Here is a 21,276-nt window from a genome sequence, read left to right as displayed (position 1 = left end):
GCTCTCTGGTGCCGCTACTGCTATGGCACGACGGACAGCGGGGCGGTCATCGAGCCGAATGATCCGTCATGGGATCGCCTGACCAAACAGGCAGCACTTGCCAAGGCTGATCCGGCTGCGTGGCTGGCAATGGATGATATTTTCGGGGCGCTTGCCGCCAATCCCGCCTATGTCGCTGCATTCAGTTCGGCACTCAAAGCAATCTGGCAGGATGGCACGACCAGGACACTGGAACGTTACCTTGCAGGCCAGCCGCTCTGACTAGAGAGGAGCGGCAATCAGATGCCCGGTTGCGGCGTGGCGCATGACTTCCATCGGCACGCCGTAAATCTCTTGCAATGCATCGTTCGACACGTCGCTGGGTTACATCAATCGAACGCAAAATCATGTGTGTTGCTTTGAATACCCGTCCACGCCGCAGCAAATTAATCTGCGCGCGACATCGGTATCGGATTATTGGATTATTGGATTTGAACGTAGAGCCGCCATCGCCATCAACGTTACCGTTGTACAGGTTACTGTAGCGAGTTACTTTGATGGCCAAAGTTCACAGGATACGTTCTCGCGATATTAAGAAAGACTCGATTTTATTTCGAACCGTGCCGACCGCGATCGTCATTCAATTTTGTGCAAAGACAGAGAGACGCAATTTGTTCTAACTCTTTGAAGAATTGTAGTTTATTGGGAAAGGCCCATGTTCTTGACTGGCAATCTGGAGAAGGTTGGCTGCAAGGAAATGCTGACTAAGCTGTTGACACTCGAACTAGAACAGAAACACGCCGATAACCTTCTCCCTTTAGTCGCTTCATGGTTCTATTTTGCTTGTCCAACACGCGAACCTGGTACGCAAAGCGCCCACATTGCCGGGATTGATGCAAGAGCAAGTGCTGTGACGATGGAAAAGAAGAAGCCATAGCCGAGATACTGGGCGACATATCCTGCTGCCACACCACCCGCCATACTGATGAGGGCATCCATACATTGGAACAGTGTGAAATCTACGCCTGCCTGGCGGGGATCTGACCACACCATGAATTGTGCATAAAGCGCCACGAAGCCCAGTGCCACAACACCGGATGAGCTGACAATAGCGACGGCGATCAGTTGAACACTGGCGCTTTTCTCGCTCGCATGCATGGCGAAAAACAGAAAGCACAGTGCCTGAAGCAACAGTGCTGCCGTGAGTATCTTCCGCACGCCGAAGGCGCGCACGAAACCACCACCGGCAAGCGCTGCGGCAAGTCCGACGAACATGCTTCCGGCGCCGTTCAGTAATCCAACAGTAGTGAGGTCGAGACCAGCATCAATCAGGAAGGGACCGAGCATCGCCAGCCCGGCTTTCTGTGCGATGACATAGACGGCCGCTGCGGCGAGCCCGCGTCGAATGTCGCGCCGCCGCAACGCTGCCGCCAGCGACGGCACATGCTGGCGTGTTTCCGCGACGGAGTCCTTGTTGGCGAAAAGTGCGAAAGGCAGGCCGAGCAGCAACAGAATGAGCGCCATTGTCCAGATGGCGATACGCCAGTCGAATGTACCGACGAGAACCAGAAACAGGCCTGCACCGATTGCAGAGCCGAGATAGGCGCCGCCGACCTGTGCGGCATTGCCCCAGCCGTAATTGTCTTCCGACAGGCTCTGCACCGCATAGCCATCGCAGGCGATGTCGACTGTTGCCGTTGCAAAGGCGATCAGCATCAATATGCCGAGAAGCGGATAGACCTGTGACGGGTTGATAAGCCCGATGATCAGCAGGCCAATCACCGAGAAAGCACCGCCGCCGAGAATGATGGTTGCCGTTCGGGCTTTGCCTCTGTGGGGTAGTCGGAAGCGTTCCACTGCCGGTGCCCAAAGAAATTTGAGCGCCCATGGCAGAATGATCAGTGAAACGAGGCCGATGCGATCAAGCGGCACACCGCTGTCCCGCATGATCGCAGGCAAGCCAGTCCATGTAATCCCGCCAATGACGCTCTGCGCGATATAGAGCCCGCTGATCGTCAGGAATACGCGGGCAGGCGTAACGGGCTGTGACGGCATATCGACCTGTTTTTGCATCGAATCCATCAGAAGCGATAACGCAGGCTGCCGAATATCTGGCGGCCATCTTGCTGGTAGCAATAGCCAGCGGTGCAGACTGGGTCGCGATTGTCGAAGATATTCTTCGCATTCACTTGCAGCACCATGCCGTCGAGCTTCGGATTGCGATAGCTGAAGTCGTAGGACAGCGCTGCATCCACCATCACGCGCGAGTCGTTCTTGAAGGTGTTTTCGTCGTCGCCATAGCTGGAGCTGACATAACGAATGCCGGACCCGAAGCCGAGGCCAGCCAGCACGCCGTTCTCGATCTTGTAGTTGCCCCACAAGGACAGTACGTCGTTGGGCGTGCCGGAAAGCTCGTTACCTTCCGTGCCCTCGGTGCCGCCTTCGATCTTCACGCGCAGATGGGTGTAGGACGCGATAATGCCAAGACCGTTATCGAGCGTGGCATTGGCTTCCAGTTCGAAGCCGCGCGAGTTGAGATCGAGCTGGCGCTGCTTGTTGCGATCCGCAGAGGCAACCAGCACAACGCCATCTTGCTGATCGATGTCGAAGACAGACGCGCTGATCACAGCGTTATAGCCGGGGATTTCGTATTTGACGCCGACTTCCTTCTGCTTGGCGATAGTCGGCTTTGCCACATGCTTTTCATCGCTGGCGAGATCGTCATAGACGAAGCCGATATTGGGCGAGAACGAGGTGGAATAGTTCACATAAGGAATGAAGCCCCATTCCGTCTTGTAGGCCACGCCGACACGACCGGAGAAGGCGCTATCCTTCTGCTCGCTTTCGGAAAAATCCACATCGGTCGTATTAGTTTTCACCCAGTCGTAGCGACCGCTGCCGAACAGCGTGAGATTGTCCCACTCAATCTGGTCATGGGCGTAAATGCCGACCTGATTCATCTTCTGGCCGCCATAATAGGGCGCATCCTGCGATCGCGTATCCTCGACGGATACATAGGACAGGCCACTATAGGCGTTATAATCCGACCAGCCATAGTCGATACCTGCAATGGCGTTGTGGGTCATCGGGCCGGTGTCGAAGTCAAACTGCGCCATCGTATCGACGACGAAATTCTTCATCCGCTCGGTATAGTGGCCCCAGTAACGAGAAAGATCTGCACTGCCTGCTGTCGCGTAATGGCCGCTATATTCCAGATCGGCATCGACGTCGCTATAACGCAGGTTCTGACGAATTGTCAGCAGGTCGTTGAAGCGATGCTCGAATTCGTAGCCGATGCGGCCCTGTTTCTGCACAAAGTCATTATAGGCCGGATCGCCTTCGTAAATATCCGATACCTCGCCATAGGCCGGATTGTAGAATGCGGCGGTTCCGCCGGTCTTGGAACGCGAAAACTCGCTCAGAACCGTAAATCTCGTGTCTTCGTCCGGCTTCAGCGTGAAGGCGGGCGCAATATAATATTTGTCGTCCGGATATCCGGGAAGTTCTGTATCGCTCACACGGCCGAGGCCGGTGATGCGGTAGAGAAAGGTCTTCTCGTTATTGGCCGGGCCAGACACGTCGAAGGCGGCCTGATAACGATTGTGGTTGCCGACCAGCAGTTCCACTTCGCGGAAATCTTCGTCTTTTGGGCGCTTGGTGACAACATTGACGATACCGCCGGGGCCGCTGACGCCATAAAGCGACGAGGCTGGGCCTTTGAGCACAGTGATGCCTTCGATGCCGTAAGGCTCCGTCTTCGGCCAGGCCGACGGTCCGTTTATGACGCGAAGGCCATCGCGGAACATGCCGTTATAGTAAGCAGGGAAACCGCGTAGGTAGAACGCGTCATAGCGCGTGTCGAAGCCGTAATTGTTGGGATTGGCGCTTGCCGTATAGCTCAGCGCATCGTTCAGTGTGGTCGGCTTCTGGTCTTCCATCTGGCGTTGGGTGATGACGGAAATCGATTGAGGAATTCGGGTGATTTCCGTGTCGATCTTCGTGCCGTCACGGTCCTTCTTGGCGACATAACCATCCTGAACCAACGTGTCGTTACTCTGTGACTCGATGGTCACAGTGTTAAGCACTAGAGGCTGTGAAGCGTCCTGAGCAAAGGCGATAGCAGTGGAAGCGAGAAGGGCGGAGCTGGCAAGGGCAAAGCGAAGCGGGCCGCGGCGAGCGTGGATTGGCATGGATGTCCCTCGATCAACGAATATTCATCGCCCGATCCGGCGATTCTAATATGAGTAAATCACTCCACTAAAAGAATCTCTTCGTCAAAGTCAAGCATAATAGACCCGACCGACCGCTTCGGGCTTCAACCAAGATCTATGGGGCAAGAACTTGTGGTGTAAGCTTGTCGTTTTGAATATTCTAGCAGCAGAAGGTCCGCTCTCGTGAAGCGTTTCGGGCGCCATAATCTCTAAACCTTTGACTGGCAATCAGATCTGCGCGTGACCACCTTGACGCCTTCATTTCAGTCATTCGAGGCATCAGATCCAGCCCTCATAAGCGGACACCTTGGAAAAGTCTTCGTTTGAAGTAGGCGAGAAATGGTCGGTGCAGGTCTGGCTCACCGTCAGGCCTGCTCTCCCAGATGCTCTCGCATCCAGCGGACCTCCTCGGTAGCACTTCGCCCGAAATGCTTGCGAAAATCGCGGCTGAACTGGGCGGCACTGGCATAGCCGACTTCGGCTGCAACACTGGCGATTGAGCCATGGTTGGACGCGATCATCAAACGCGCTTCGTGCAGTCGCATGGCCTTGATGTAGCGGACTGGAGATGTGCCGGTGAAGGCCTTGAAATGAGCGTGATAGGAAGGAACACTCATACAGGCTGCTGCTGCCAATTCCGGGACGGAAACGCCCGTCGTGAACGATCCGCGAATACGTGCAAGACTATCTACGATCCGGCTGGCAGGGCCCCGGTGACGCAGGGCTGCCTGAAGAGCGCCTCCCTGAGGCCCGACGAGGACCAAGTAATGCAGTTCCCGCATAATGCCGGGTCCGAGGATCGCGCATTCCTGCGGGTCCGTAAGCGCACTCATGGTTCTGCGCAAAAGATCTCGCAACTTCTGAGACAAGGGGCTTGAGACAAGACTCCGAGCCTGCTCTTGCGTCGTATTTCTGCCGTTCTCAAGCATCACAGCGATCTCGGCAGCGAGATGCAGGTCGAATTCCACGTAGAGCGCGAGCAGTGGCATTTCGGGACTAGCTTGCGACGCCATGCGGAATGGCACTGGAACCGATACACCGAGATAGTGATCAGCATCGTAGCGATAGATTTGCCCATCCAGGAAGCCCTGTTTCGCGCCTTGCAGCACAAAGACCGCACTAGGTCTATAGAGAACCGGTACATCCTCCAGAACGGCTTCAGACCGTAAGATGCGTATGCCACCCAAGGCCGTAGGGTTGTATCCAGGGTGCGGTGCTAGTTGAGATGCCTGCCAGGCAAGTTCGTCAGGTTTCATAGGATCGTTCAACTATAACAGAGGATCCGCGCTGTTTGACGGGTTCGTTTCAGAATATTTTACAATCTATCGAAACGCACAGGCAAGGCCCAATCATGACAGCCAAGACGTTCTTCATTACCGGTGCCAATTCGGGTTTCGGGTTTGCCATCGCCAGTGCAGCGCTGCGGGCGGGGCACAATGTGATCGGCACCGTTCGTTCCGAAGAGGCACGCAGCTCCATGTTCGAGCGACTTCCAAGAGCGCATACAGTGTTATGCGACATCACCGAATTTGAGCGCATTGAGGGGGTCGTTCAAAGAGCCGAAGCCGATTTCGGCCCGGTTGACGTACTGATCAACAATGCCGGTTACGGGCACGAGGGGGTGCTGGAGGAATCCCCATTGTCTGAGATGCAGCGCCAGTTCGACGTGAATGTTTTTGGCGCCGTCGCTGTGGCCAAGGCATTTTTGCCGCTCTTCCGCCAGAGGCGTTCGGGATTTATCGTCAACGTAACCTCGATGGGCGGACTTATCACAATGCCGGGGATCGCCTATTACTGCGGTAGCAAGTTTGCGCTACAGGGAATATCGGAAGTTATGCGTACCGAGATGGCACCGTTTGGGGTGCACGTCACCGCGCTTTGCCCAGGCTCTTTCCGCACCGACTGGGCGGGGCGCTCCATGGTACGCACAGAGCGCTCGATCGACGAGTACGACGGGCTCTTTGATCCGATCCGCGAAGCGCGGCAAAAAAAACACGGCGCACAGCTTGGTGATCCGGAAAAGCTTGCTGAAGCAGTGATGTCTCTCGTGATGTCCGAAAGCCCTCCGCCGCAACTGCTTTTGGGCAGCGACGCACTTGGTCTTGTTCGCAATCGGCTTCACGCGATGCTCCGCGAGATCGACGACTGGGAAGCACTCACCCGTTCCACAGACGGGTGACAATCAAGTAGGTAGTCCGCCGCAAGCCTAGTCTCAAACGCCTATAAGTTTTGGGTCGGGGCTTGCGGGTAGCATCTACGTTGCAAGTTCCCTGTCGTCATTCGCGTGCTGAGGCAGCCAGGATATGTCCGTATTTTGGACCGGATATGAAGTTTACCATTGTGTTCGTCACTGGCCGGATCGCTTCGGGCAATCGAGTGTCGGTAAGGGTCGTCAGCGGATCGGTAGCACGACGGTTACGCTAAATGAAGTGTTGCCATATCGTGCTGACCTGCAAGTCGAGATTCAGATTCCAACCGGGATTCTAGCGATCACTTTGATCTCGAAATCGAAGCCGGCGAGCCAGTTGACACCGATCGCGGTCCAGTTCGGATAGGGTGGATGGGAGAATATCTCGCTCTTCACCGCCATGATCGTTTCGAATTGATTTTCGGGATCGGTATGGAACGTTGTTACGTCGACGATGTCATCAAAGGTGCAACCGCCTGCGGCCAGTGTTGCTTCCAGATTGGAAAAGGCCAGCCGGACCTGATTGGCGAAGTCCGGCTCAGGCGAGCCGTCGGCACTGCTTCCCACTTGACCGGAAACGAACAAAAGATCGCCGGACGCGATAGCAGCGGAGTAACCGTGGGCCTCGTAGAGGGCATGGCGGTTCATCGGAAAAACAGCATTGCGTTTGGTCATGGTAGTAACCTTCCTGGAAACTGAGCGCCCGGATAATGACGATCATTGCGGCGTCGGTCGGTGCACCTCATATGTGACACAATTTGACATACGCTACGTATGCAAATAATTGACATACGTGACGTATGTCAAGGAAAATGCGTTCGTTATGTGAAAAGAGAGGCGCTTTTGTCTCCACATTAGCACATTGAATTCATGAAAGGGGACGGTGTTACATTGGTTTCCTCTGATCGCCCGACCCCGTGCCACGCCGTGTCGTCCCGTTGCAACCGATGGCAAATCGCATTTATGCGGTCGAGCCGCTTTGCACCTTCACATCCATTGTTAGATTAAATTTCATGAAGTCCTGAAAGGTGCCGATCCGCATACAATTCCGTTTTGTAAGCAAGTACAGTTTTTAGTTCTATGTAACACTCCATCACAATCCAGGAACGGTCTACTGGGGGCAAGGAGGGGTCGGATATCTACCCGTTCCAGTCGTTAAAGGCCGAAGAATGCAGATGGGCAATTATGTAAAGAGGATGGCAGCGCGAGGTGGAAGCTGTTCATTCTAAGAACTAAACTATTTGCATTCTGGGCGCTTCAACACGCTTCAAGGTCGAGAAAATTGTTGGATATCGCTGGCAAACCATCGTTGTTCAGTGATAAAATCTGGCGCATTGACTCCTCTTAAAAACCAGTTATAAGCGTAGATGCAGACTGAAGATTTAAGACCATCTGCAAGGTTGGTCTTATTGTGTCTGAAATCCGGATAAGTCCTCTTGCAGATGTCATAGCGACGTTGGGAGGACGCCGTAATGCGCGGAAGCAAAATAGCCCTTAGGGGTGTGCCGGATATTATTTCCTATATAGATGCCAATGACGGTATTCGAGGTCGCGCCGGAGTCATCTGGTGGCTCGCGCTCGGCGGCCTGTTTCTGGACGCCTTTGCCAATTCGGCGCTGAGCGCAGGGCTTGGGCCAATGACCCGCGATCTGGGGCTGGATGCGGCGCAGGTCGCGCTGATGACGTCGTTTGCCTCTTGGGTGTCGATCGCATTCAATCCGATCGGCGGTTGGATTGCCGATCGCTGGGGACGTATGCGCCCCCTGATCTTTGCAAAGCTCCTCGCTCTCATCGGAGCGGTGCTGGTGATGACGGCCCATTCCTACGAAGTCATTCTCATGGGCCGTTTCTTTGTGGGTGCTGCCTACGGTATCGACTTTGCAATTGCCATGGCCGTGCTTGCAGAGTTCACACCTGCACGACTGCGCAGCCGTCTCAATACCTGGCAGGGAATTTGGTACACAGCCGTTTGTACGAATGTGCTTCTGGCCATGTTGTTCTATAGCTGGGACGTGGGTGATGCGATCTGGCGCTATTCCGTCGCTGCCACTGGTGTCTTTGCCTTTGCCATTATGGCGCTTCAGGCAGTGTTCATGGTTGAAAGCCCCATCTGGCTCGCCCGGAAGGAACGACTGGAAGACGCTGCTCGCGCAATGACCCGTATCTATCGTCGTGACTTCATCGCCGCTCGGCCCGAAGATCGTCTACCGGTCCTCAATCAGGCCCGTCGCGGCATCGCCAATGTCGCCCTGATTTTCCGTGGCATTTATCTGCCGCGCACCATTCTTGCTGCGACCGTGCAGATCGGACAGTCAATCCAGTACTTTGCGGTGGGCTGGTACCTGCCGCTCATCAGTGCAGCACTGTTCGGCAAGGACTTTCTCTACGCCATGCTGGGCACGCTGGTGTTCAACATATTCGGCATTATCGGTGGATTTTCTTCGCCGGTTATCGGTCGTGTGCTGGGCCTGCGTCGGGCTTCTGCTATCGGCTTTGGTGCAGTTTTTGTGATGTTGGTCATCATGGGCCTGTTCCACGACAGCATGCCGACGTGGCTTGCGGTGATCGTTCCTTCGCTATTCATCCTGTTTCACTCGGGTGGTCCGGGGGCCAACGGCAAGAGCCTGTCGTCACTGTCGTTCCGCAGCGAACTGCGTGCGGGCGCCAACGGTATCATCGGTGCGCTTGGTGCCATGGGTGCTGCCCTTGGACTGCTGGTTTTCCCGATCTTCCGTGAGACCTACGGCCTTGGCACGACCTTCCTGATCCTGTCGGTTGTTCCGTTGATTGCTTGCATCATCTGCTCGGTCATTCAGTGGGATCCAACCCGCTCAAAGATCAGCCCGGATGACGAACCGAATGCGCCGCAGTTCGAAGGCGACCGGTAACAACGGAGGATAATGTGAACGGACCCAGACAGGCCATCCTGGCCATTGATGAAGGAACGTCCGGAACCCGGGCCGCGCTTGTCGCGGCCGACGGTTCGGTCTTCGCGGTCAACTACACGACGCTTGCCGTCTCTTCACCACGTCACAACGTGGTGGAACAGGACGCCGATGTTCTCCTGCAAAAGACCATCGAAGTGTGCGGCAAGACGATTGCCGCAGCACGCGATGCGGGAGTGGAGATCGCTGCAATGGCAATCGCCACGCAACGCGCAACCGGTGTTCTGTGGGATACGCAAACGGGCCGGGCGCTTGTCCCAGCCATGGTCTGGCAGGATTCGCGTTATGCTGAAGAGTTGAAACCGCTCGGCGCTAAATGGGACGCAAAACTCGTCTCGCTCGCCGGCCGCCCGGTTGGCGGAAGAGCTATCTATCTCTGGGCTGCGCGACATATGCAGGAAACGCCCGCCGCGCGTGAGGCGTGGAAGGCAAAGCGACTTGCGTTCGGTACGGTCGACAGCTGGCTGCTTTGGAACCTGTCCGAAGAACGCAAGGTCGTCACTACACCGACGAACGCAACCTCCGCCGGTGCCTATATTCTCGGTGAGAACCGCTATTTCACTGACTGGATCGAGGCGCAGGATTTTCCGCTGGAACTACTGCCTGAACTGAAGCAGGACGCTGACGATTTCGGATATACACGGCAGGATATTCTGGGTATCCGCGTGCCGATCAAGGCGTCGTGCGGCGATCAGCTGGGTGGCCTTGTCGGTCTTGGCTGTCACGATGCGGGGCAGGCCATGTGCGTACACGGTACGGGCAGCTTCGTTGATCTTGTGATCGGAAAGCAGACGCCGAAAAATCCCGGCCTCTATGAAGCAACTTTCACGATGACGGCCTGGCGAAGCGAAAATCTCTCGCATTTCGCGGTCGAGACCTATGCTGCTACCACTGGTTCAGCGCTCAACTGGCTCTGCAACGAAATGCGCTGGTTCGAGAATGCCAAGGAGATCAGCGAACTGGCGGCAACAGTGCGGTCTTCCGATGGCTTGTTCTTCATGCCGACTCTCACAGGATTGCGTCAGCCTAACATCGTTCCGGATGGCCGGGCATCGCTGACCGGACTTTCCATGGCACATAGCCGGGCGCATCTTGCGCATGCCATTTTGGAAGGCATTGCCCATTCGGTTGTTTCTTGCGCGGAGGCGAGTGCGGACGTGGCTGGCGTTCCGGTGCGGGAAGTTGTGGCGGGTGGGGGGCTTTCCTCCAGTGATACGCTGCTTCAGCTACAGGCAGATCTCAGTGGCGTTCCGGTGCGGCGCATGGCCGATCAGGATCGCGCAAGCCTGCGGGGCACCGCATTTCTGGCAGGCAGCGACAGATTATTCTGGAGCGACCTTGCAGAAGCGCGCACTACGCTACCCGAAGGCAATCTTTTTATCCCCAAGACCAGTGAAATGGAACGACAGGACCGTAGAGCGAGATGGCACTCCCTTATGGATGAGGAAGTCGCACGCGTTCAGTCGGGTCACTATCATTAAACAGGAGTTGAAATGCTGAATCTGCGCTCCCGGCGCGCGGACAAGGATCGCGCCCGGATGATCCGCACCGAGCCGCTGCGGCTGAACCGGTCGGAACAGGAAGACCGTCTCGCCACTGAAACCTATGATATTCTGATCGTTGGTGGTGGTGTGACCGGTGCTTATTGCGCCTTCGACGCAAGTCTGCGCGGCTTTCGTGTTGCGCTGGTCGAGAAGGATGATTTTGCATCCGGTACATCATCGAAATCTTCCAAGATGGTGCATGGCGGCCTGCGTTACATTGAACAGGGTAATCTTGGGCTGGTTCGTCATTCCTTGCTGGAACGCCAGCGCCTGCGCCGCAATGCTGGCCATCTGGTGCAGCGCCTGCCTTTCCTGTTTCCGATACTAGAGCGGGACGGTGTATTCGATGCACGCTTCGCCAAGGCGTTCGAAGGCTTGCTCTGGACATATGATCTGGCCGGCGGCTGGCGCGAAGGCATCCTGCATCAGAAACTGACTGCTGCGGAAGTGCTGGCGCATTGTCCGACCTTCAAGGACGAATATCTGCGCGGCGGTCTTATGTATTTCGACGCCCGGGTTGATGATGCGCGCCTGACATTGGCATTGGCTCGTTCTGCCGGCTTTTACGGGGCCACGGTCCTCAATCATTCGAAGGTGGCCGAGATTACACGCAGTTCGGGCCGGGTTGACGGCGCTATTGTCCATACCGTCGAGGGCAAGGAAATCCGGGTGCGCGCCAAGACCGTCATCATGGCGACGGGCGTATGGCTGCGGGACTGGATGGGGCTCGGTAAAGGTGGCGAAAAGCCGTTGCATGTTCGCCCCGCAAAGGGCGTTCACGTGGCGATCCCCTGGCTGAAGATCCGCAACGACTGCACGGTGACGGTTCCCGTGCCAGGCCGCAGCCGCCGCGCGACTATCACACGCTGGGGCAACGTCTCCTATCTCGGCACGACCGACGAGGATTATCAGGGCGATCTCGATGATGTGCATTGCACGCGTCGCGAGCTCGATTTTCTGATCGAGGGCGCGTGCAGCGCGCTCAATATCGATCTGACGCCGGATGATGTCGTCGGCAGCATTGCCGGATGTCGTCCGCTGGTCGCCGCTTCATCGGGCGGCAGCACGATGGACGTCAAACGTGACCATTCCGTGCATGTTGCGCCTGATGGCCTGGTCACGATTGTCGGCGGCAAGCTGACGACGTCGCGCCATATGGCCGAACAGACGGTGGACGCCGCCGCAAAAGTTCTGGGTGATCGCCGTCGCTGCACCACCAAGAAGGCATTTCTGCTGGGGGCTGCCGGTTATGACGCGCAGGCAATCGTCGCTTCGGGTGGCATGGAGGCGCATCTGGGCGAACGTTACGGCACGGAATCACGCTTCGTCAGCGATCTGATGGCCGCTCGGCCTGAACTTGGCCAACCAGTTGTGGAAGGACTGCCCTATACCAGCGGCGAAGTGGTCTACGCGGCCCGGCATGAACTTGCCCGGACCATCGATGATGTGCTGTCGCGTCGTATGCGTGCCCGCCTGATGGCGCGCGATGCGTCCGCCCGTGCCGCTGCCAAGGTGGGCGCTTTGCTGGGTGAGGAGCTTGGCCTCCCCCAGACAGAAATCGACCATCAGGTCGCAGCCTATGTGGCCGCGACCGAAAAAGAAAAATCCATTCTCATAGGAGCGAACTGAACATGATCAGCAAGGAAGCCATCAAGCGCGGTTATAATCGCGGAAACTATGTCGTCGGTGCCCCGACACAGCCGCATTATGCCGGCAGCATCAAGGAAATTGGCACCGAGGCCGATCTGGCTCAGAACACTGTTGCAATAGATGCCGCTCTCGTTGAAAAGCTGCGGGGCGTTGCAGACGAAGTTCTGACCGCGCGCGAAGATGTCGTCATTAACACACGCGACTGGTGGGCGCGTACGATGGTCGCTGAAACGAGTGGAAAGCCTGCAACGGTTGACGGCGTGTTCGTTCGCGTTTCGACGGTGGAGCAGGTTCAGGCCGTTATGCGACTTGCGCATGAAGCCAAGGTGCCCGTCACGGTTTCTGCCGGGCGCTCCAACGTTACGGGCGCGGCGCTGCCGTTGCGTGGCGGTATCGTGCTTGATGTCTGCAATCTCAACCGCTTTGTCAGCTTCGATGCGGACAGCCAGATCGTCGAAGTTGAAGCTGGCATGTTCGGCGATATTTTCGAGGAAATGATCCAGCGTGATTTTGGCATGACCATGGGGCATTGGCCGTCTTCGTTCGGTATCAGCACTGTGGGGGGCTGGATCGCCTGCCGCGGCGCGGGTCAGCTTTCGACACGCTATGGCAAGATCGAGGATATGGTCTACGGGATGGAAGTTGTGCTGGCCGATGGTTCACTGGTGACCGTTGGTAACTATGCCCGCGCAGCAATCGGGCCGGATTTGCAGCAGATATTCATTGGTTCGGAAGGCACGCTCGGCATCATCGTGAAGGCGCGCTTTAAACTGCATCGCCTGCCGGATTATGCTCGCGCGATCGCCTATGGGTTCAAGAGCTTTGCCGTCGGTCTGGAAGCCTGCCGCCGCATCATGCAGGGCGGTGCCAATCCGGCAGCGCTGCGTCTTTACGATGAGCTGGAAAGTGGCGTGCAGTTCGGCTTGCCGGAAAGCAACGTGCTGCTGATCGCCGATGAAGGCGCGCAGGAAATGGTTGATGCCGTGATGGCGATCAGCGAGAAGGTTTGCGCCGAACTCGGTGACAAGCTCGATGGTGACACGATCTTCGAGAAGTGGCTCGATACGCGTTACCTGACCGGCAAGAGCGCCGAGGGCTTCAAGCGCAGCCCCGGCTTTGTTGCCGATACGCTGGAAATGACCGGATGCTGGCGCGACCTGCCTGTTATCTACGATGAAGTCGTGGCTGCCATCAATGCCGTGCCGGGTACATTGGCGGGATCGGCGCACCAGTCGCATGCCTATGTCGACGGCGCCTGCCTTTACTTTTCGCTGCGTGGTGACGTGGAAGTGGAAAAGCGCGCAGAATGGTATCGTGCTGCATGGGATGCTGCCAATGCCGTTCTAATCAAGTATGGTGCGGCCTTGAGCCATCATCATGGTGTCGGACTGCTCCGTGCACCTTACATGAAGGACGCTCTGGGATCGGCATTTCCCCTGTTGGAAACAGTGAAGAAAGCGCTCGATCCGGACAATCTGCTTAACCCCGGCAAGCTCGGCCTTTCGCTCGACATGCCAAGAGACGGAAAATGATGGAATGACTTTGGACAGAACGATCGGTGAGCGGCTTTTGCGGGCGCCAGTCATGGCAACGCTCTACGGCGTGGACAATCTTCAGGCATTTCTGGACAGCAAGGCGGAAGTTGGCATCGTTGCCAATATTGCCTTGCGCCATGTGGCTGAAGTGCTGAATGCGCTTAAGAAGAGCAACAAGCTGATCGTTCTGAACATCGACAGTTGTGAAGGCCTGTCACAGGACAAGGGAGCTATCGAATTCCTTGCCGAGATTGGCATTTCGGTTCTGCTGTCGACCCGTGTTCCAACAATCCAGAAGGCCGCACAATGCGGCCTTCTGACCATGCAAAAGGTCTTTGTGACCGACCGTTCCACGTGGCCCCGCAGCCTGAAGGCAATCTCGCAAAGCGCACCAAATCTGGTACAGATCATGCCATCACCGATGCTGGGTTACCTATCTGCCGAGGACAAGCGCCGCCTCCCGCCTATCGTGGCTTCTGGCTTCATCTGCAACGAGGCCGATGTTGCTACGGCAATGAAGCAGGGTGCCATTGCCGTTTCTTCAAGCAATAAGTCGCTTTGGGATTACAAGCGATAACCGGTGCTTGAAGGCCGTTTTCAACATTCGCACCTGACGCGCAGATCGGGAATTCTGGCGTGACCATCAAGGAAAGCCGCATGATACCTTTCACGTTCAATACCACCGCCCAGATCATCTTTCGTCTGGGCGCGTCTTCCGAAATGGGCGCACTGGTGCAAAACAGATTGGGTGAACGGGTTTTGTTCGTAACGGATCCTGGTCTGTTTAAACTCGGTCTATGCGATCCTGCACTTCAATCCTTGGCAGAATCCGGCGTTGAAACAGTGGTTTTTGATCGTGTCGAGGCTGATCCTTCGCTTGCAACGGTTCTAGCCGCGACGGAGCAAGCGAGAGCCAAGAAAATAACAAGCGTCGTCGGGTTTGGCGGAGGCTCTTCGCTGGATGTTGCTAAGATAGTCGCACTGCTTTGCGGTTCAGGTGAAGATATCAATGCAGTATGGGGGGTGGGGCAAGCGAAAGGACCAAGACTACCGCTGGTTCTGGTGCCCACAACATCCGGCACCGGGTCGGAAGTAACTCCCGTTTCTATTATCACCGCTGGCGATGATGAGAAGCGTGGTGTGTCATCGCCAATCATTCTGCCCGATGTGGCAATTCTTGATGCAGATCTCACTCTGGGTCTGCCGCCTCATATCACTGCCGCTACGGGCATCGACGCTATGGTGCATGCAATCGAAGCTTATACGTCGCAAAATGCTAACAATAATCCGTTGTCAAAAATGCTCGCCAAACAGGCTTTGCAGCTTTTGGGAGCGAATATTGAAAGGGCCGTATTCAACGGGACAGACAGGCAAGCAAGAGGCGCGATGCTGCTCGGGTCGATGCTGGCTGGTCAGGCATTTGCGAATTCTCCGGTCGCAGCCGTACATGCGCTTGCTTATCCTATAGGCGGAACTTTTCACGTTCCTCACGGACTTTCAAATGCGCTGGTACTCCCGCATGTCATGCGGTTCAATGCTCAGAATGCATATTCGGATTATGCAGAGATTGCAGCTGATGCATTTCCAGATATCAGGGCAGAGTTGGGTGAAGAAAAGCGCTGCTACGCATTCATCGAACGACTTTCTGCGCTTTCGGTGAAGCTTGGTCTGCCCTTCCGGTTACGAGACGTTGGCATTAAGGAAGCTCATCTGCATGCGATGGCCCGCGACGCCATGAAGCAAACAAGGCTGCTGGTGAACAATCCAAGAGAGTTGGGCGAAGCCGACGCTCTGGCAATTTATAAAGCAGCATGGTGAAGTCGTTGGTACCATTGGCGGCTGTCATAAGCCATCATTTCGACGCGGGGTTAGGTCAAAGACCATTGCGGCAACGCAGCCCGCGACCCGTGGGCCGTCCGATTCATCAACAGATGGCAAATGAGAGACAAATGCATGTTCGCTTCTAATTAGATAGCCAAACGCTTTAGTAGCCTCTCCGCCGAGTAATTTTTGACCGGCAATCAAGTGGTATCTCTAGCAGGCAACGACTGCCGCATATCTAGATTTTTCGGCTGGACCGGACTGTCTGCTTCCAGCCCCCGTTCCGGTCGTTAGAATCCGAGCATTTCGAACGACAATTATAACGGGGAGTTTTGAACAGTTGGCGTCGAAACGCCCACTGTTCAAGTCCACCTAGTTTGCAGTGTGATATGATGACTTGTGGGCGGGTTTTCGAATGCCCGCCTGTTCCAGTAATGGCAGCACAGTGTCACGGAAATAGGGGAATTCTTCCGCGTAATCGACGAAGGAGAGCGTCGTGCCGGAAAACCCGGCCTTTTGCAGCGATATCAGTCCGTCTGCCACCTGTTGAGGTGTCCCAACCAGTGGGAAGCCGCCATGTCCAGCCGCCATCCGGTCTCGGATCAGCGCTAGGAGATCGTGGGGGAACGAATGGGCGTGGGCGAATTGCAGTTTCACAAGATTGTCTACAGCCACCCAATCGGCATTGTCTTTGCCGAAGTGTTGCAGATATTCAGTGGCTTCTTTCTCGGTTGGCCGGCATACGACGTGAGAGAATGTCAATACACCGACATTTCGCCCTATGTCGGCACCTTTCGCTTTCAGTTCGGCAATTTCAGACCTGGAGCGATCCAGATCGATGGCAGGAGTAAACAGAAAATCGGCATTCCGCAGGGCAAAATCGCGGCCCTGACCGGAACCTGCAGCATTCAGTATCGGCACTTGACGTGACGGACGGGGCGCGCCCAGAATGTTTTTCAAATCGAAGAATTTGCCGATATAATCGAAAGCTTCTGTCTTTTGCCAAAGGACTTTTACGATATCGAACCATTCGTCAGCGTAAGCGTAGCGACTTTCGTGATCGGTTGGCAAATTGAGCCCTAGCGCTTCGTATTCTGGCTGGTTCCAGCCTGCAACGATATTGAGGCCAATACGGCCGTCGCTGATCTGATCGATTGTGGCGATCTGTTTTGCCACGACGGCTGGATGATTGGCTGCCGTGTGAATGGTCGCGAAAATATTGATGTTTTTTGTGCTGGCAAGCAGGCCTGCCGCCCATGTCGTCGTTTCCAGCACATCGCCATGGAAGTTTGTATCGCCGCCGTAACCGATCCAGCGTGCAATCGGCAGCATGAAATCAATACCAGCATCGTCAAGAAGGCGGGCGAGCTTGAGATTATTCTCCCAAGTATTTTTCCACCGCTCCGGCACTTTTGTCACCGACATGCCACTAGAACAATTCGATGCGAACGTGCCAAGCAAAAACTGGTTGCCGGCGAACATAGTGTTCTCTGTCATGGCCATATTCCCCTTTTGTTATAATTTATGATAGAAAGTCTATTTGAAACTTCAAGCTTGTCAATTGCCGATCATACAATCACCATAACATGCGAGGTATCGGAGCGTAGTTCATGAACAAAAACAAAAAAGATGGCGAACGACATGGGATCGATAAAAGCTGGCATCTTGCTTGCACGCCTCTGGAAGTTAATGTCGCCGAGGTGGAATTTGCCTTAATGCGTGCGTTCGAAGCGTTCGGACGATGGCAAGCTGAATGTTTGGGCTCCGTAATCGATTTGGCGGCAAGCGGCCCGGAAAATGCAATGCTCCACATCATCCGCATGAATGAACGACCTAAATCTGTTAAGGATTTGGCGCGACTTTCGAACCGGGAAGACATTCCTAACATCCAGTACAGCCTGCGCAAGTTGATCGCTGCCGGACTTGTAGAGAAGACTGGCAGCGGTCGTTCCGGTGTCAATTATACCATGACGGAAAAGGGTATAGAGGTGACCGACCGATATGCGGAAGTGCGTAGGTCACTTCTTTCGAACGCCATCAGCTCGATTCCCAATCTACACCATCGGCTCGAGGAAACGACCAGAACACTTGATCTCATGACCGGGATTTATGAGCACGCAGCATTGAGTGCGGCAACACATAGGCGTTTGCCGAAAGTGGCAATCAGGTAGTGAACATGGAGTGCCTTAAACCGGTTGGTTTTGGCGCAAGACATGAGGGCATGAGCGTGAACGGTTCTGCGGTGCTCATTCTCAAGCCGTCATCCAAGGAAAATGTTCACAAGCGCACGCGGCGCGAGCCTATAATATCGACCATACGAGCCGGGACCGACTGAATCGGGCGGCTCGAAATCGTAACGGTAATCTCGTTGCATGGAAACTTGGCACACAACATTACGCTTGTGCTAGACAGGTCCTGGTTCCCGGGGCCGATGGTTCGAGTCCATTCAAAGCGTGTGATTGTGTTCGGCACAGTGATAAAGGCGATCCTTGACAGGAATCCGCAGTCCTTGAGAATGAAGCACTTCCGACAATTTCTAAGCTTTCCTGATGCTTCGCGCTTTCGATTAGTAGGTTACCCAGTATTCCCAGTTCAGAAGATTTTGGTTTAACGACACCACAACAGTAGCTTTCCGCCAGACTTTAGGTATGCAAAATCGGCATACCGATCAGCGTACTTTCGATTTCTGCTTTAGAGGTGCGGCTCATATAATGATGTATCATTCATCAATATGTCAAAAAAGCCAAGAGGACACGATTATATGGCGTATGTAACTGCAGAAATTCGAGCTTCGAAAGTATATCATGGATATAATGAGGATCGGAAAGCTGTCATCGATGATCTTGGCGCGGGAGGATTTGTAACAAAACTTATAAAGGTTTCCAGAATTTTGTCGGTTACCGAAGATTATATTTTTATTGAGTGTCCTCACAACACCGTTCAGACGTGGGAGTATAAGGGAACGCTGGAGGATTTCAGGTTGAAACTGCGTCAGGCGGGGGTCGCGGCGGAATGAGTGCTTCTCCTGCACGTGGGGTTTGAAAAATGAAAATTGTGTCCGTCAACGTTTACTATGTGCGCGGACAGGGCCTGAAGCCCGTTCTGGTGAAAATTCAGACGGATGAAGGCATATCCGGATTAGGCGAGGCCGCCATTTCCTATGGAAGCGGTGGCACAGCTGTAGCGGGTATGATTAAAGATCTGAGCGAACGGTTTTTGCTGGGGGCTAATCCGCTGTCCATCAATCGGATCGTTTCGGACATGTACGACCAGGCGTTCTGGTTAAAGAACCCCGGCGGAATTGCTTGTGCCGGGATGAGCGCCATGGAACAGGCGCTGTGGGATATTCGCGCCAGAGCGTTGAATGTGCCAGTATATGAACTCTTTGGCGGAAAAATTCGCGATGAACTGAACTACTATGCGAATGGCTGGTATTTTGGAGCGACATCCAACTCAGACCTGATTAGAAAAGCTGCCGACGCTGTTGACGACGGACATTATGCCCTGAAGATGTATCCGTTGGCGCAGATACAGCCAAATGGAACATTGCGGCATCCAAATGGTCGATACTCTGACAATCGTGATGCCGTCACCGCTGGAATCGAACGCGTGCGCGACGTACGAAAGGCGATCGGTTCCGATATCAGGCTTATGCTTGATTTCGGTGGCGGCATTTCTATCGCTGACACCATGCGGTTTTGTGAGCGTATCAAAGAATATGATATCGAGTTTGTGGAGGAAATCACCGATCCGGGCGACCTCGGTGCGTTGTCTCAAGTCGCTTCGTCGATTGATATTCCGATTGCGACTGGAGAGCGGCACTATCTCAGACAAGGTTTTCGCGAGCTTCTTGAGAGACGTGCGATCAGTATATTGCAGCCCGATATTGGCAATGCGGGTGGTTTCGCGGAAGTCCATAAAATATCAGCGATGGCTGACGCCTATGGTTTGAAGGTGCAGCCGCATGTATGCGGAAGTTCTATCGCAGCCAACATCGCGACCCACATGAGCGCCTGTTTGCCCAATTTTTATATTCAAGAACATTTCCCATATTGGGCTGACATACCCGGATATATTGAAGTGGCTACCGTGCCCTTTGAGGAAACGGTCAGGAACGGACGCCTTCCGATCTCAGAACACATTGGGTTTGGAGTCGAGCTGCATGAGGCTGTCATGAAGGAACATCTTTGGGCTGTTATCCGATAAACGCCGTTACTTCATACTGACGGGTGAACTGCAATCTAACATCGCTATTGTCTGCTATTTCGTTTGCCCTTGGCACTGTTGTAGGCGAGTGTGTGCCACAACTGAAGTGCTGGGATGATATTTGATGAAAAAGCCAGGGAAACAAAACTGGGAAGTAGGGATGAACCTCATCTACTTTTCAGCCTTCCGGGCAGTGATGCTAACTGGAACGGTAAGCGCCGCTGCTGAACTTATAGGGCGCAGTCAACCCGCCGTCAGTCGGCTTCTGAATAAGCTTGAAACCGAGTTGGGTGTCACTCTGTTTGAGCGCAGAAAAGGATTGATCACGCCGACATCGGTTGCCCACCTTCTTCTGGATGAAATCGATAGAGCGTATACATCTCTCGATTCTTTGCGAAATTTTGCGGCAACTGTTGCCGAAGGTGAAACCAGCCGTATAACTGCGGCTGCTATGCCCGCCCTTGGGATAAGTTTCATGCCCCAGGCGCTAAAGAAGTTTAAAGATAGCTGGCCTCAAACACGTGTGCAGCTGAATATACGGCTTTCTGCCAAGATCGAAGAATGGGCGGCGTCCCAACAGCTGGATTTTGGTCTTGCTGAACTCCCATTCCGCAGATCTGGCTTTCAAACAGAAGTTTTCAGCGATGCCGCTTATATTGCTGCGGTTCCACGTGACCACCATCTCGCGAGCCGCGACAAAATTGAACCACCGGATCTTCGAAACGTACCATTTGTATCATTTGCGTCATTCACCGCAGCTGGCCCGATTATCGCACAGGCATTCCGCGCGGCGGGTGAAAAACTAGACCCAGCTTATGAAACAACGATTTCCGCTGCGGCATATGAATTTGCCAAAATTGGCCTGGGGGTCGCGCTTATAGACCCTTACACGGCCATTCACCAACTTGATGATCGGGTAACGCTGGTGCCATTCCTGCCTAAAATACCGTTCAACGTGGCGCTTCTTCGCCCTTACTCCCGTCCACAAAGCTGCGTATCGGAAGCGCTTCTGGACCTTCTTTTCAGCGAGCGAGACGCAGTGTTGGCGAAGTTGCCGCACTTTTGACGGATAGGAATCTTTAAGTTGCCAGACTTCCGGGGTCTCAATCCATTATGCATTTACTGCATAATGGAGGCCAATTTTTCTATTTTGAGCATTCCAAATTAGCTGCTGTACTCGCCCGACGCCGAGGAAGG

The 21,276-nt window shown here is 54.6% G+C and carries 16 protein-coding genes and 1 pseudogene; 12 read left to right on the top strand and 5 right to left on the bottom strand.

What is annotated here, in order from left to right; translation table 11 throughout:
- Positions 1-261 (top strand): annotated as a pseudogene (locus tag FHW03_RS23230) (mannitol dehydrogenase family protein); the annotation flags it as partial.
- Between the two features lie 552 nt (positions 262-813).
- Here FHW03_RS23230 and FHW03_RS23225 read toward each other — a convergent pair.
- From FHW03_RS23225 to FHW03_RS23215, 3 genes are all read right to left on the bottom strand, one after another.
- Complete coding sequence (locus tag FHW03_RS23225) at positions 814-2,052, bottom strand: MFS transporter (protein ID WP_377515552.1); 1,239 nt, start codon at positions 2,050-2,052, stop codon at positions 814-816.
- A gap of 8 nt (positions 2,053-2,060) precedes the next feature.
- Positions 2,061-4,169: a TonB-dependent siderophore receptor gene (locus tag FHW03_RS23220; protein ID WP_182522796.1), complete on the bottom strand. Its 2,109-nt coding sequence runs from the start codon at positions 4,167-4,169 to the stop codon at positions 2,061-2,063.
- A gap of 386 nt (positions 4,170-4,555) precedes the next feature.
- Positions 4,556-5,446: an AraC family transcriptional regulator gene (locus tag FHW03_RS23215; protein WP_182522795.1), complete on the bottom strand. Its 891-nt coding sequence runs from the start codon at positions 5,444-5,446 to the stop codon at positions 4,556-4,558.
- A gap of 95 nt (positions 5,447-5,541) precedes the next feature.
- Here FHW03_RS23215 and FHW03_RS23210 point away from each other — a divergent pair, with 95 nt between their 5' ends.
- Complete coding sequence (locus tag FHW03_RS23210) at positions 5,542-6,369, top strand: oxidoreductase (protein WP_182522794.1); 828 nt, start codon at positions 5,542-5,544, stop codon at positions 6,367-6,369.
- Between the two features lie 285 nt (positions 6,370-6,654).
- On the opposite strand, the gene FHW03_RS23205 is transcribed toward FHW03_RS23210, so the two are convergent.
- The gene (locus tag FHW03_RS23205; RefSeq protein WP_182522793.1) at positions 6,655-7,053 is read right to left on the bottom strand and encodes a RidA family protein; all 399 of its coding nucleotides are present in this window, start codon (positions 7,051-7,053) and stop codon (positions 6,655-6,657) included.
- Positions 7,054-7,850: 797 nt separating this feature from the next.
- Between FHW03_RS23205 and FHW03_RS23200 the strand changes: the two genes are divergently transcribed.
- The 6 genes from FHW03_RS23200 to FHW03_RS23175 all read left to right on the top strand — a co-directional run bounded on the left by FHW03_RS23200 (position 7,851) and on the right by FHW03_RS23175 (position 15,870).
- Positions 7,851-9,266: an MFS transporter gene (locus FHW03_RS23200; protein ID WP_182522792.1), complete on the top strand. Its 1,416-nt coding sequence runs from the start codon at positions 7,851-7,853 to the stop codon at positions 9,264-9,266.
- Between the two features lie 14 nt (positions 9,267-9,280).
- Positions 9,281-10,804, top strand: coding sequence for an FGGY family carbohydrate kinase (locus tag FHW03_RS23195; RefSeq protein ID WP_182522791.1), 1,524 nt, complete (start codon positions 9,281-9,283; stop codon positions 10,802-10,804).
- Between the two features lie 12 nt (positions 10,805-10,816).
- On the top strand, positions 10,817-12,496 hold the full coding sequence (locus FHW03_RS23190; protein WP_182522790.1) for a glycerol-3-phosphate dehydrogenase/oxidase: 1,680 nt from the start codon (positions 10,817-10,819) through the stop codon (positions 12,494-12,496).
- Positions 12,497-12,498: 2 nt separating this feature from the next.
- Entirely contained in the window at positions 12,499-14,049 is a 1,551-nt protein-coding gene (locus FHW03_RS23185; protein ID WP_182522789.1) for an FAD-binding oxidoreductase, read from the top strand.
- A 4-nt stretch (positions 14,050-14,053) separates the two neighbouring features.
- Entirely contained in the window at positions 14,054-14,629 is a 576-nt protein-coding gene (locus FHW03_RS23180; RefSeq protein ID WP_138784347.1) for a glycerol-3-phosphate responsive antiterminator, read from the top strand.
- Between the two features lie 80 nt (positions 14,630-14,709).
- Complete coding sequence (locus FHW03_RS23175) at positions 14,710-15,870, top strand: iron-containing alcohol dehydrogenase (RefSeq protein ID WP_182522809.1); 1,161 nt, start codon at positions 14,710-14,712, stop codon at positions 15,868-15,870.
- A 375-nt stretch (positions 15,871-16,245) separates the two neighbouring features.
- Here the strand turns inward: FHW03_RS23175 and FHW03_RS23170 are convergent, their stop codons facing one another.
- On the bottom strand, positions 16,246-17,376 hold the full coding sequence (locus tag FHW03_RS23170; RefSeq protein ID WP_210277401.1) for an LLM class flavin-dependent oxidoreductase: 1,131 nt from the start codon (positions 17,374-17,376) through the stop codon (positions 16,246-16,248).
- Between the two features lie 107 nt (positions 17,377-17,483).
- Here FHW03_RS23170 and FHW03_RS23165 point away from each other — a divergent pair, with 107 nt between their 5' ends.
- From FHW03_RS23165 to FHW03_RS23150, 4 genes are all read left to right on the top strand, one after another.
- Positions 17,484-18,044 carry a winged helix DNA-binding protein gene (locus tag FHW03_RS23165; RefSeq protein ID WP_182522788.1) on the top strand — a complete coding sequence of 187 codons (561 nt, stop codon included), beginning with the start codon at positions 17,484-17,486 and terminating at the stop codon, positions 18,042-18,044.
- A gap of 590 nt (positions 18,045-18,634) precedes the next feature.
- On the top strand, positions 18,635-18,889 hold the full coding sequence (locus FHW03_RS23160; protein ID WP_182522787.1) for a hypothetical protein: 255 nt from the start codon (positions 18,635-18,637) through the stop codon (positions 18,887-18,889).
- A gap of 29 nt (positions 18,890-18,918) precedes the next feature.
- Complete coding sequence (locus FHW03_RS23155; RefSeq protein WP_182522786.1) at positions 18,919-20,079, top strand: mandelate racemase/muconate lactonizing enzyme family protein; 1,161 nt, start codon at positions 18,919-18,921, stop codon at positions 20,077-20,079.
- 124 nt (positions 20,080-20,203) lie between these two features.
- A complete protein-coding gene (locus FHW03_RS23150) occupies positions 20,204-21,145 on the top strand; it encodes a LysR substrate-binding domain-containing protein (protein WP_377515546.1) in 942 nt (313 codons plus the stop codon).
- Positions 21,146-21,276: the final 131 nt, after the last annotated feature.

Source organism: Ochrobactrum sp. RH2CCR150 (assembly GCA_014138095.1).
Taxonomy (GTDB): Bacteria; Pseudomonadota; Alphaproteobacteria; order Rhizobiales; family Rhizobiaceae; genus Brucella; species Brucella gambitense.
Note: the sequence above shows the minus strand (reverse complement) of the source record. Positions and strands in the feature narration are given on the sequence as shown.

Coding starts and splice junctions, on each gene's coding strand:
- FHW03_RS23205 (WP_182522793.1), bottom strand. CDS start 7,053: ATGACCAAACGCAATGCTGTTTTTCCGATGAACCGCCATGCCCTCTAC.
- FHW03_RS23150 (WP_377515546.1), top strand. CDS start 20,204: ATGAAAAAGCCAGGGAAACAAAACTGGGAAGTAGGGATGAACCTCATC.
- FHW03_RS23165 (WP_182522788.1), top strand. CDS start 17,484: ATGAACAAAAACAAAAAAGATGGCGAACGACATGGGATCGATAAAAGC.
- FHW03_RS23220 (WP_182522796.1), bottom strand. CDS start 4,169: ATGCCAATCCACGCTCGCCGCGGCCCGCTTCGCTTTGCCCTTGCCAGC.
- FHW03_RS23180 (WP_138784347.1), top strand. CDS start 14,054: ATGACTTTGGACAGAACGATCGGTGAGCGGCTTTTGCGGGCGCCAGTC.
- FHW03_RS23170 (WP_210277401.1), bottom strand. CDS start 17,376: ATGGCCATGACAGAGAACACTATGTTCGCCGGCAACCAGTTTTTGCTT.
- FHW03_RS23160 (WP_182522787.1), top strand. CDS start 18,635: ATGGCGTATGTAACTGCAGAAATTCGAGCTTCGAAAGTATATCATGGA.
- FHW03_RS23210 (WP_182522794.1), top strand. CDS start 5,542: ATGACAGCCAAGACGTTCTTCATTACCGGTGCCAATTCGGGTTTCGGG.
- FHW03_RS23175 (WP_182522809.1), top strand. CDS start 14,710: ATGATACCTTTCACGTTCAATACCACCGCCCAGATCATCTTTCGTCTG.
- FHW03_RS23200 (WP_182522792.1), top strand. CDS start 7,851: ATGCGCGGAAGCAAAATAGCCCTTAGGGGTGTGCCGGATATTATTTCC.
- FHW03_RS23215 (WP_182522795.1), bottom strand. CDS start 5,446: ATGAAACCTGACGAACTTGCCTGGCAGGCATCTCAACTAGCACCGCAC.
- FHW03_RS23190 (WP_182522790.1), top strand. CDS start 10,817: ATGCTGAATCTGCGCTCCCGGCGCGCGGACAAGGATCGCGCCCGGATG.
- FHW03_RS23155 (WP_182522786.1), top strand. CDS start 18,919: ATGAAAATTGTGTCCGTCAACGTTTACTATGTGCGCGGACAGGGCCTG.
- FHW03_RS23185 (WP_182522789.1), top strand. CDS start 12,499: ATGATCAGCAAGGAAGCCATCAAGCGCGGTTATAATCGCGGAAACTAT.
- FHW03_RS23225 (WP_377515552.1), bottom strand. CDS start 2,052: ATGCAAAAACAGGTCGATATGCCGTCACAGCCCGTTACGCCTGCCCGC.